At 41.6% G+C, this 11,616-nt stretch carries 8 protein-coding genes; 4 read left to right on the plus strand and 4 right to left on the minus strand.

The annotated features are described in order from the left end of the window. The first annotated feature begins 161 nt into the window (after positions 1 to 161). Both arcS and rimI read left to right on the plus strand, forming a co-directional pair. A complete protein-coding gene (gene arcS, locus MSTHT_RS09510; RefSeq protein ID WP_048167568.1) occupies positions 162 to 2,036 on the plus strand; it encodes an archaeosine synthase subunit alpha in 1,875 nt (624 codons plus the stop codon). A gap of 123 nt (positions 2,037 to 2,159) precedes the next feature. Then, entirely contained in the window at positions 2,160 to 2,690 is a 531-nt protein-coding gene (gene rimI / locus MSTHT_RS09515) for a ribosomal protein S18-alanine N-acetyltransferase (protein ID WP_048167569.1), read from the plus strand. Here rimI and MSTHT_RS09520 read toward each other — a convergent pair. Together MSTHT_RS09520 and dnaG are read right to left on the minus strand one after the other, a co-directional pair. Beyond that, complete coding sequence (locus MSTHT_RS09520) at positions 2,674 to 2,952, minus strand: UPF0058 family protein (RefSeq protein WP_048167570.1); 279 nt, start codon at positions 2,950 to 2,952, stop codon at positions 2,674 to 2,676. The two genes, rimI and MSTHT_RS09520, sit on opposite strands and share 17 nt — an antisense overlap. A gap of 363 nt (positions 2,953 to 3,315) precedes the next feature. Then, positions 3,316 to 4,872 carry a DNA primase DnaG gene (dnaG, locus tag MSTHT_RS09525; protein WP_048167571.1) on the minus strand — a complete coding sequence of 519 codons (1,557 nt, stop codon included), beginning with the start codon at positions 4,870 to 4,872 and terminating at the stop codon, positions 3,316 to 3,318. A 1,523-nt stretch (positions 4,873 to 6,395) separates the two neighbouring features. Between dnaG and MSTHT_RS09530 the strand changes: the two genes are divergently transcribed. Both MSTHT_RS09530 and rtcA read left to right on the plus strand, forming a co-directional pair. Next, the gene (locus tag MSTHT_RS09530; RefSeq protein WP_052721871.1) at positions 6,396 to 7,880 is read left to right on the plus strand and encodes an NAD(P)/FAD-dependent oxidoreductase; all 1,485 of its coding nucleotides are present in this window, start codon (positions 6,396 to 6,398) and stop codon (positions 7,878 to 7,880) included. A 37-nt stretch (positions 7,881 to 7,917) separates the two neighbouring features. Beyond that, entirely contained in the window at positions 7,918 to 8,913 is a 996-nt protein-coding gene (gene rtcA, locus MSTHT_RS09535) for an RNA 3'-terminal phosphate cyclase (RefSeq protein WP_048167572.1), read from the plus strand. Positions 8,914 to 9,065: 152 nt separating this feature from the next. Here the strand turns inward: rtcA and MSTHT_RS09545 are convergent, their stop codons facing one another. Together MSTHT_RS09545 and MSTHT_RS09550 are read right to left on the minus strand one after the other, a co-directional pair. Further along, complete coding sequence (locus MSTHT_RS09545; protein WP_048167574.1) at positions 9,066 to 9,689, minus strand: RNA 2'-phosphotransferase; 624 nt, start codon at positions 9,687 to 9,689, stop codon at positions 9,066 to 9,068. A 92-nt stretch (positions 9,690 to 9,781) separates the two neighbouring features. Next, positions 9,782 to 10,867: an MFS transporter gene (locus MSTHT_RS09550; protein ID WP_048167575.1), complete on the minus strand. Its 1,086-nt coding sequence runs from the start codon at positions 10,865 to 10,867 to the stop codon at positions 9,782 to 9,784. Positions 10,868 to 11,616 lie beyond the last annotated feature (749 nt).

Consider the following 11,616-nt stretch of genomic DNA (forward strand, 5'->3'; position numbering starts at 1 on the left):
TAATATATAAATATACCATCCTTCTTCCTCCTGAGCGGCTATTAAGGGATAAAACGTAAAGCTGAGCATCGCTCAACTTAGGAAACATTAGCAGTAAAAAGAAACTCTCAGGAAAAGTGCAGGATAAACCTTTACATCCTGATAGAGATAAGAGGACAAACATGACACAGTACTTTGAGGTAGAACAGAGAGATGGAGCAGCAAGGATCGGAAAACTCATGTTGTCTCCCGAGCTTCGTACCCCCTGTATTTTGAGTACGACAGAACTGGGAAAGCTTGAAAGCCCTGGTCCTGTCGTTGATGCAGGGAGTTTCTGGGCTGTAAAATCTGATGAAGAGCTTGATATACGCGTAAAGCAAATCCGGAAAAAAGCAGGAAACGGGACTCTTATAATCTTGCCGCATCAAGCTTATCCGCCTGCCATTCCAGCCGAATGCCTGGGAAAAGTCGAAAAATTTACTGCTACAAGTGGTGAAAACATTGAGGGACCGACAGGTTCCCTCCTGAGAGTGGGAGGAATACCTGAAAAAACTGACCTGTATGTGATGGAAGGGGCAGGTACCCTGGAAAACAATGCACGGAGATTTCTTGAAACCGTAATAGAGCTTAAAAACCATATTCCTCCTGACACCGCCCTTTACGCCCCGAATCTCGCACTTCCTGAAAATATAGCTATGCTGGTCTATCTCGGAATTGATGTTATGGATGATACGAGAGCGGAAATTGCAGCCTATTCTGACATCTACCTGACAGTTACAGGCAGCTTTCATCTGGAATCCCTGACAGAGTTTCCCTGCAGGTGCAGGATGTGTGCTTCAAGTACGCCCGCAGAGCTCAGGAAGCTCCCGAAGATCGAGAGAGCAAAGTTCCTTTCAGCACACAACAGGGATGCCCTTGAAGCCGAGCTTTCTCTTGTTCGGGAGAGAATCAGAGCCGGGAACTTGAGGGAATATATCGAAGGACAGTGCAGGGTAAAACCCTGGCTCACAGCCCTGTTAAGACTTGCAGATTTCGAATACTCCTACCTTGAGGAAAAAACTCCTGTTTTCAGGCAAAACCAGCTTCTTGCTGATACTTCCGAAGCTCTATCCCGGGTTGAGGTGGTAAGATTTGCACGGCGAGTACAGGAAAGGTACACACCTCCGGAACTTGAGATTCTCGTGCTTTTTCCATGCTCAGCCAGAAAGCCATATTCAACATCACAATCCCATCAAAAATTTATTCTGGCGCTTGGTAAATACCGAAAGTTTGTTCATGAAGTGATCTTGACCTCGCCTCTTGGAATAGTACCCAGAGAACTGGAACTGACATATCCTGCGGCTCACTATGACACTGCAGTTACAGGGCACTGGGACGAGGAAGAAAAAGCCTGGGTTTCCGGATGCCTTGAAGCTTATCTTTCAAAAAACAGATATAAAGCCGTAATTGCCCATGTAGAAGGTGCATACAGGGAGATCTGTGAGCGTGTAGCAGACAAACTCGGTATTGAGATGATCTACACTGTCGCTGGAAATTCTGTGTCTGGAGAGTCGCTTTCAAACCTTAAAAATACTGTTGAGTCTATCTGCACAGCCGAGAGCTTCAGCAAAAAAAGCCTGAATGCGGAAGAGGAGAAAAAGAATTTCCTGCGAGCAATTGCAGAATATCAATTCAGAGAAAATGCCTCACTTCTTTTTTCTGAAGAAGCTGGAAAGCTTGCAGTCAAAGGTCGATTCCCCAAATATCAGCTCTTTGCCGGGAAAAAACAACTTGCAACCCTGGTTCCGCAATACGGAATGCTTGCTCTTTCCCTCGAGGGAGCTGAACTAATGCTGGAAAGTGAGAAGTACCTGGTAAAAATTGATGATTTTCTCCCACGCGGTTCAATTCTTGCTCCAGGTGTTAATCAGGCTGACCCAGGAATACGGCCCAATGATGAGGTAATTGTGATTGGAAAGAAAGCGCTCTGTGTAGGGCGGGCTGTAATGAGCGGAGAGGAAATGGTAAAATCCAGTAGAGGAGTTGCAGTTGACGTCAGGCATGTCAAGAAACTCTGAGATTGCACATTGTTTCTAAATAAGCCAGCTAAAACATGTTTTGAGAAATCTGGACTGCCGGACTCCAAAAGCAATTTTTCCTTTTAGAAGAAATAATAATATGGCAGAGATATATTAGTTATTATGATAAGGCGTTTTGCACCTGAGGACTTTCAGGAAGTAGTTGAGATTGAAAGCGAAGCCTTTTCGGAGCACAACTCCCTCTTATATATGAGTTTTTATGAAACGGTGGGGGATGGTTTTCTTGTTGCGGAACTGGACGGAAAAGTCGTGGGGTATGTGGTAGGTTACCGTTCCGCAGAAAATGAGGGGCACATCTTTTCGGTCGGTGTCAGAGAAAAGTATCGAAGAAGGGGAATAGGCACAAGTCTGATCCATGCCATCTGTGATATCTTTGTTGCAAATGGGCTTCGATATGCAAGGCTCGAAGTAAGAAACAGTAATAAAGAAGCACAAAAGTTATACCGATCTATAGGATTCGTGCCCTGCTGGACCGAAAAAAAATATTACTTAGATGGAGAAGACGGTTTGGTGATGAAAATGCATCTTCACCCTTACCGTCTCCTGATCTCAAAACAAAAATATCTGGAACCTGTACTTTCAGACGACGAATTATTTGTCACCTTCAGAAGCCCTATCAGTTATTACCCATGAGCTTGATGACGGAATTTAGCGATTCCCTCATCAGAGTTGGTGTTTCCTCTAAGATAGGGTCATCCCGGGACATAAGATTCGCAAGCTCGCTTCCTAAAATAAAAATCGCTCGCTTGTGATCCGCCTTACTCCGATGAATGTGCACAGGGCTTATGGATAAAGCCTTGTAATCATCGAATTCGTGCGTTACTCCGCGCCTTTCGAAATACCTCTTCATTTGTGCCATGTATGTGTGCAGTTGTATGAGCTCTTCCTTATGCATAGCGAACAGACCTACAATTTTACAAGATCAATTTAATATTATCTTTAAATCGAATAAAAGAATTATCCGAGGAAGCGTTTTTCCTAGTTTTAGATAATAAAGTTTTCCATATAATGTATATGATAAATAATGAAGAATTATGGTAGAAAGTGTGAAGTTTAGCACCGTGATGTGAAATAATGACAAATCGTGGTGGGCTTGCCCCCCCAATACATAAGTGCTACATATAAAGCCTACAGTCCTTAAAAAACTAACTCTGCAAGAGAAAAATAAATGCAGGTATCGATTTAGAAAACTTAAGAAAATAAAAGAAGGAAAATTGGGAAGGTAAAAAGAGGTAAATTGAGAGAAGAAAAAGGTCTCTCAAAGCATGCTTGCGGTTAAAACTTCCATGTCAGCAGGAACCTTGGCTATGTTCCCTATCTTTACACCTATAAGGTTCTTAATTGCGTTACTCGAAGCAATATCAACTAGCCTCTGGGTAATTACACCGTCAAAAACAACACTCTGAATATTGTCTTTATAGACTTTTAGCCTGCTGGCAAGATCTCGAACAGCAATTTCCTCTATTACATTGTCCTGAGGGTCAAGAATTCTGGCCGTTAGAGTCCCTTTCAAAGCTTCGACATGAGGCCTGAATCTGGCAGCTTCGGGAGAGATGGGAACTATTTTTGCCGGGGCAGGTGATACCCTGACTGCCTCGCCTCCAGGGACTTTGACAGCCGTCGTAACTTTCTCAGAAGGTTCTTCTGTGGAAACTTTGCTGGCAGCAGTAACTGCCCTCGCCGAGATCTGGGGTTTTGCGACCACAGGTCTTGATTTAACTTTCTCTGCAGTCACTGGAGAGATTTCGGAGACTTTCTCAGCAACCTCCTCAGGGACCTTTTCAAAAGTTTTTTCAGGCTCTGCTTCTCTCTTCTCTTCTTCAGAGATTTCCTCTCTGGTAAGATCCGGCTTTGGAGCGAGCCTGTGAACCTTAATACGCTTGTGCAATTTCTTCTCAGCAGTCCTGAGGGCAATTTCAGGTGCCCTTATTTTTCTCTTGGGGCTTCTCTCAACTCTGCAGACACTATCTTCGCCTTTCCTTTCCTGGATTCCGTACTTCTCAATGATCTGTTCAACAGGAACTTTCCGGCGAAGAGCCCTTATAATTTCTTTCTGGACAAGGTCTTCTACACATTTTCCATCTGGGGCGCGGGCAACATAGTCAATGTCTGCAACCTGAAGGAGCTCACGTATTATTAGTTCGCCTCCACGATCCCCGTCCGTGAAAGCCGTAACTGTTTTCTTTTTAGTAAGCTCTGCAACCTCAGGGGGGATGTTTGTTCCTCCTACACAGATGGTATTCTTGATACCATAACGGAGGAGGTTCAGAATATCAGCTCTCCCTTCGACAATAATAATTGCATCTGAATTAAGCACGTTCGGTCCGCAGGGAATCCTGGATTTGCCATAGTAAGTAAGTTCGTCAATTCTCACGGATTGTCGAACTTCATCTGCTAGTTCCTGAGATTCGGGCACAGTCTCATCGAACATTTTGGTGAAAATGAACTTTGCCCTTTCAATAATCTTCTTTCGCTTCACAGCCCTTACGTCTTCTATCTGAAAAACCTCAATTTTGGCGCTGCACGGTCCTACTCTGTCAATCGTCTCAAGAGACGCAGCAAGAATTGAGGTTTCAACCTTATCAAGGCTTGAGGGAACAAAGATATTTCCTTTTGTTTTTCCCCCTTTAGCTGTAACCATCACCTCAATCCTACCAATCCTACCAGTTTTTTGCAGGTCACGTAGATCAAGATCAGCCCCAAGAAGCCCCTCAGTTTGTCCGAAAATCGCGCCTACGATATCAGGACGTTCGATTACCCCATCAGCGCTAATTTTAGAATGGATGATGTACTTTGTAGTATCTGTATTTTGCATGTGAATTCTCCGAGTTATTGTAAATGATTTATCATGATAATTTTCTTAAACTATATTCACTAGGAATTTATTTCTGACTTTTATGACTGGTTGGTTTTCTGGATACAAGCCATCGAGTTTCCCGGAAATATAAACTATTTTTCTATGCTCCTAAAACTCGTAAAGTCTGCAGTGCAAAAATAATAAAAAACCAGATCCTGTACCAAACCAGGTATAAAACACCCTCTAAGAGGCAGATTTAAGAATAAATGGCATTATTACTATTACCGGAAAGAAATTTCCGAATCTGCCTGGAATTCCCATTATACTTATGCTAGGAGACTTGATCCGGCGGTGGAACGCCAGAATTACGCGGTCTAATGAAAGCTCTTACTTATGGAAACCTCATAAGGCTCCAGGTTGTGTTAGCCTGGCTTAAGGCTCTCCCTGAAAGAGTGATCTGACATTTAAGTCGGGTAAGCCAATAATATCTGCATTGTCCTGAGGCTTTCAGCATTTGCTCGAAAGCCTTTGCCCTAACATAAGTTTTTATTATGACTCTGAGACAATCTCAGAGCCTGTAGTCAAAAAGAATGTTCACCTTTCAATGAGCCTGATAACTCAAGTTTCCAAGAAATGCCCCTGAAACGCGGGTAATCGGGCATGAGCAGCCACAACATGCAAGATACCCTATCCCGTAAATTAGAGGCTGCACTGTGATAATTGGTAAGCGGTAAGTGAAATTCATATCAGGTTTATTGAGAGCACTTTTTGACTTTTACTTTATGGGTGATGATGTATGGATTCAAGTTTTATACTGAGTGGTGTTTTAGCCCTGGATGATATGCAGTAATCTGAAGTTTTTAATATTCTGCATATGGATTAATTACACTGGATTATCTTTACGAATTTAGCAATGATGAGTGATGAAGTTGTTAATCAATGATATGACCTGACAGAACACTCTCGCCCACCTTTAAAGAAGGTTCGGCAAATGAGGTTTCTGTATGTCACATATTTTAATTTCATTTATTTAATGCTCGCAGGCTTTAAGAACTTTGCGGTTATTTAAAAATATTGCTAACTCCAGATCGTTCTCTTGTGCCTGATATTTCTGAAAGCAGGTTATTTTAAACAACTTTAGAAGAATATTCTAAAACAACTCCAAAAGAGATTTAAAAAAATAAAAAAAATAATATACTGGAAAAATTTAGAAAGGTATATATAAAACGAAGGAGTTGTAAAAATTTGAACGGGCGAGACGTCTAAACTTTTTTATGTACTAACCCCCCCACTCCCAAACTCGCTCGTTCAGACCCCTACGAATCGTATGAATATTTTTTTGTATTTTTTCAACGGTATCAGAGGAAACCTGTATCATTTCCACATAAAATCTCAGATTTTGAGATTAATTTATTTTAAAAAAATCTGATTTATTTTAAAAAATCTGGTTAAAAACTTTGATAGATTCTGTATTAGATAGCTTGTAGACTTCCAGGACACTTAAAAACTTATAATAGGCGTGAGGCACAACTACTAAGAGTATGGGAAGCCGTCTTGCCACACAAAGTGCTGTAGATGTTGATATTCAGAAGGCGACCGGAGCTAAGGGAAGACCTCAGGAAGCAGTATTCGCGCAGAATCCTGAAAAAGGAGATCCATTAAGGGTAGTTATTATAGGGGGCGGAGCCTGCGGCATGGCAGTTGCCACCAAAGTTCGAAGGCAGAGTGATTTTGATATTATTGTACTTTCAAGAGATTCTCATACTGCTTATAGTCATTGTGGAATCCCTTTTGTTCTGGGCAGGGAAATTGAGAATTTTGAGAAGCTGATAGTAAAGCCCCTGGATTTCTTCCAGAAAAACAGAATAGATGTCAGGCTAAATGAGTGTGCAAGCTCAATAGACCTGGATCCAAAGATTGTTCGGACAGGGAAAGGAGTTTATCCTTTTGACAAACTTGTAATTGCTACAGGCAGCCTGCCCTTTGTACCTCGAATAAGCAGCGCAAATATTCTCCCCTATGGAGTCTTTACCCTGAGAAGCCTCAAGGATGGTATACTTTTTGAAAGAGCCCTTGAAACTGCTAATAGAGTTTGTATAATAGGCGCAGGAACACTAGGAATAGAGTGTGCAGTCGCGCTTGCAAAAAGAGGAATAAAACCTTTCCTCATAAGCAGAAGCAAAAACTTGGTTTCCAAGCAGCTTGATCCTGATATCTCTGTAATTATACGGGAACATCTGGAGAATATTGGGATTGAGGTTATCACCGGAGCAACTGTGACTTTTCCTGAAAATTTCTGGAAAGAAAAAATCCTGTTCCTTGAGGATAGGAAGCTCCCTGCAGATCTTGTACTTTTTACAAGCGGAGTTAGGCCTGAGACATCCATTGCTATGGATGCAGGAATAAAAATCGGAAAATCCGGAGGGATAATTGTAAATGAAAGGCTCCAGGTTAAGGTAGGAGAAGAATTTCTTCCCTATGTATATGCAGGTGGGGAGTGTGTGGAAGTAACAGACCTTATAACAGGGGAACCCAGGTTAAGTCAATTGGGTACAACAGCCCGACATATGGCCGACATAATCGCCAACAATATCACAGGAAAGCATGCCGTTCTCAGACCGCTTGCAGACCCTTGGGTAGCCGTGGCAGGAGATTTGCAATTTGGTGCAGTTGGTATCACTTCAAAAGAAGCCGAAAGCCATGGAATAAAGGTAGTCACAGGATTTTCCCGAGGACGTACAAGAGCTTCCTATTACCCGGGCAGGAAAGATCTGTATATTAAACTCCTGTTCAAAGATGAGATTCTGGTGGGTGCTCAACTTGTAGGAGGAGAAGGGATAAAGGAAAGAATCGATGCACTTTCTCTTGCAATCAGAAAGAAAGCAACGATAAGAGACCTCCTTGATCTGGAAACATGCTACGTACCACCGTTATCTATGCTTGTAGATCCTCTCAAACCGGCTGTGAAAGCTGCAATCCGAAGTATAAAGGAAGAAGAAAAAAAGAAAAAGATGGCAGCAGGATAAAGTAAGATCGAATCAGAACAGGGATGGGGGGAAGGAAATGTTAGAAATCGATGGTTCTTACGGTGAAGGGGGAGGGCAGCTAGTCAGAACCGCTGTTGCTCTTTCTGCAGTTACAGGCAAAGAGATCAGGATTACAAATATCAGGAAAAATAGACCAAGCTCTGGATTAAAACAACAGCATTTAAAAGCCCTTGAAACTGCAGCGAAAATTTGCGAAGCCCGAGTTTCGGGACTTTTCCTGGGCTCTACTGAGCTTTCTTTTGCTCCAGTGGAAATAAAGGGGGGTAAGTATAATATTGATATTGGGACAGCAGGAAGCATAACCCTGCTGCTCCAGTGCATCATGCCAGCTCTGCCATTTGCGAAAGAAGAGGTTGAGTTAACGATAAAAGGAGGGACAGACGTGGCATGGTCTCCGACAGTACACTACTTACAACATGTGACCCTCAAAGCTCTGGGAAAGCTTGGCTATTCAGGTAGCGTAACCCTGAAGGAACACGGTTACTATCCTAAAGGAGGAGGGAAAATTTCCGCTTCATTTAAACCTTGCAGGCTTAAAGGATTTCATTTTTTAAAAGAAAAGGAAGAGATAAAGGGGATTTCTCACGCTTCGAATCTTCCTGCCCATGTACCTTTACGTCAGGCTGAAGCTGCCACCGCAAGATTAAAAGAAGCCGGATATTCCTCACAGATCGAGACTCAATCTTTTGAAGCCTTTTCGACTGGAAGCGGAATAACTCTCTGGACAGGTTATATAGGTGGGAGTGCACTAGGGGAAAGAGGGCTGCCCGCTGAAAAAGTAGGCAAACGCGCCGCAGATGAAATTATTTCTGAACTTAGAGCAGGCGCTTCTGTGGATACACACCTGGCAGACCAGCTAATACCGTACATGGCTCTTGCAGGAGATAGTTCTTACACAGTAAGGGAACTTTCTCTTCATACTGCTACAAATATCTGGATTACTGAACAATTCCTTGATGTTAAATTCAAGATAGAGGAAAAAGAAGGCGTTTTTGAAGTATCCGTGGATTGAGATATTAGAGAAAGTAGAGAAAGGACAGATACAGGAGACTGCAGAAAAAGAAAGAGAAGAAAAAAGAGAGGGAAAGAGAAAAAAACTTGTGGAAAAGAGAAAAAGAATAGAAAGTAAAAGTACAAATCGAAATTTGCTGGAAATTTTTAAGGTCAATCTTCAATGACATAAAGATATTCAGGAGGTATCTTTTCCGTAAGTACGATGTCGTCAGTTGCAATTTTGAGAGAAATCCCATCTTCCTGGGCTTTAAATGCATCTATTTGAAGGATGATAGGGTTTTCAGTATGAATAAGGGCTACTTCTAATGCCTTCTCATATGAGGTGCTGAGGTGGACGTATCTCTGTTTTACTGGAAAAATCCCATTCTCAAGCAGAACATCGACTTCCTCAGGGCTTGCCCCATAATATAGGTATGGATAATCGCTTTCCTTATAGTCCAGGTCAATATTGACAGAATGCCCATAACGTGCCCTGATTTTAGAATTACGAATTTCATACCTTCCTTTTTCATCGGATTCTACAAGGGCATAAAGGTATTCCTTTTTCATCCAGTTGTACCGTTTTCTCATAACATCATAGAAATCATTGATATTAACCCAGCCGAACATGTCCATTTCAACCCCTGCAGATGCTGGGAAATGCCGGAGAGTGCCTGATACAAACCTGCCAAGCTTTTCTTCCTTACTGTCGTCCAGCAGGTATCTGCCAGGGCGTTTACACTGCAGACAGCTGCCTCCTCTAAAATAGCCGTGCTCAGTGCATTTCCTAATCATGATATCACGTACATAATGAAACTTTACTATAAATAAGGTTTTGTTTTAATGTCCCGTTTTGACAAAGCTGCAATGTTAAAGTTTTCAGTCTCTCAATCATTCTTGGTGTTAAAATTGTCTCCAAATACTTTATAGAATAATAAACCTGAAATAGCCAGAAAAGCAGCTCCTAATGCTGTTTCCCTAAAACCGAGAAGCTGGGAAGAAATTCCCCCCAGGAAAGCGCCTGCAACTCCTGCAGCGCCAATCATTGAATTGATAAAACCCGCTGCTGTTGCTTTATCTGGATTCAGTTCGACAACCTGGCGGGTGGAGCCCACATACAAAAAAGACCAGGCACAGGCAACGAGAAACATACTGGGTATAATATAAAGATAAGACGGGGCTAATGCATAACTTACAAAGCCAATAGCTGAAATGAGGTACCCTGCATAAATCAGTTTTCTGTTTTCAAAGGAATCCAGCCTGCGCATAATTAAAAACTGGACTGCGGGGTTAATAGCGTAGATAAATCCTATCCAGAAAGCACTTGCTCCTAGCTGCTTAAGATACAGAGGATAAAATGCCCAGACTCCTAGGGCCCCGGTATGGCGGAGGAAAAGAGGAAAATAGATTCCTGAATTCTTCAACAGAGTATTCAAAGAAAAGTATGGAGCGCCAAGCCTGGGTTTTATAACGTTTTCCAACTTTAGAGCCTGTAAAAAACATAATAGGTAAAAAGTGGCAGAAAGCAGGAAGAGTATACTCATTTTTTCTCCTATAAGACCTGCTAACAGGAAGCCAGCCATCCATCCCAGAGAACCTAGGGAAATAAATCTTCCCAGGCTCTCTTTCTGGTAGTACACATACGCGATCAATGCCCCAGGGCAAATTCCTACAGTAAAACCTGTAAAAGCTCTTGAAAGCATGAGAGAACCCGGGTCATTGGCAAAAATCTGAAGGAAAAAAGCTACAGATGAAAATCCAAGACCTCCGAGGAGAATTATGCGTAGATTATGGAAGTCTCCAAGCCTGCCAAAGATAAAGGAGGAAAGCAAGATCGCAGCTGAGTAAATACTCACTATGAGACCTACCTCAAAATAAGAAGCTCCAAAGGATGTTGCAAATATAGGAATGAAGAATAAGGAAAGCACATTTGCTGTATTTGAGAGGAACTGAATCCTATTTACCTGTATCAAGCAATCAACACCAGAAAAGCATGGGTGCAGTCTATTAATATTGTTTCCGTTTTTTGTTAGAAAGTACTTTCGTCGGGCACGCGGCAGTTTTTAGTAAAACGGCATGTATATCATAGCGAGATTTAAGGTATTTTTGAACGAAGGTATTTTTACTGAACACCGCACTCAACGCTACTTAAAGCCTGATGGCATATAGATTGAAACTTTCGAAGCTAGGTTGAGAATTGGGTCAACAGTCTCACTGAGATGATTTATGAACCTGGCTTCAAACATAGTAAAGTCTATATACAAAAGCCTTATAGGGGCAAAATCTTCTAAATTGCCTGCAAGTGGTTACTACAGCCAGGACAAAAAAACATAAAATATAACTTAGACAATAGGACTTAAAACATAAGATTTAACAGATTAAATTTAGCAGATTAAAGTTTATTAAAGTTTAAAGCAGTGGAAACACAAAACAAAAATAATAAGAAAGTTCTACAAATATCTGGCTACAACATTTGTCTGGCTATAACCTTTCTTGTTGTAGATTCATAAAAGATATAAATTTTGAGATACGCTACTTTGAAATCTTGTATGAAATATGTCTGAAATCTGGAACATGTCTAAATATATTTGTCTGAAATATGTCTGAATATACTTGTCTGAAATACGTCTGAATATATCTGGAATATATTTGAAATACCCGGAATATATCTTGTCTGAAATATCTGAATATATCCGGAACATATCAGAATGTATCTGGAACA

This window comes from Methanosarcina thermophila TM-1, assembly GCF_000969885.1.
GTDB lineage: Archaea > Halobacteriota > Methanosarcinia > Methanosarcinales > Methanosarcinaceae > Methanosarcina > Methanosarcina thermophila.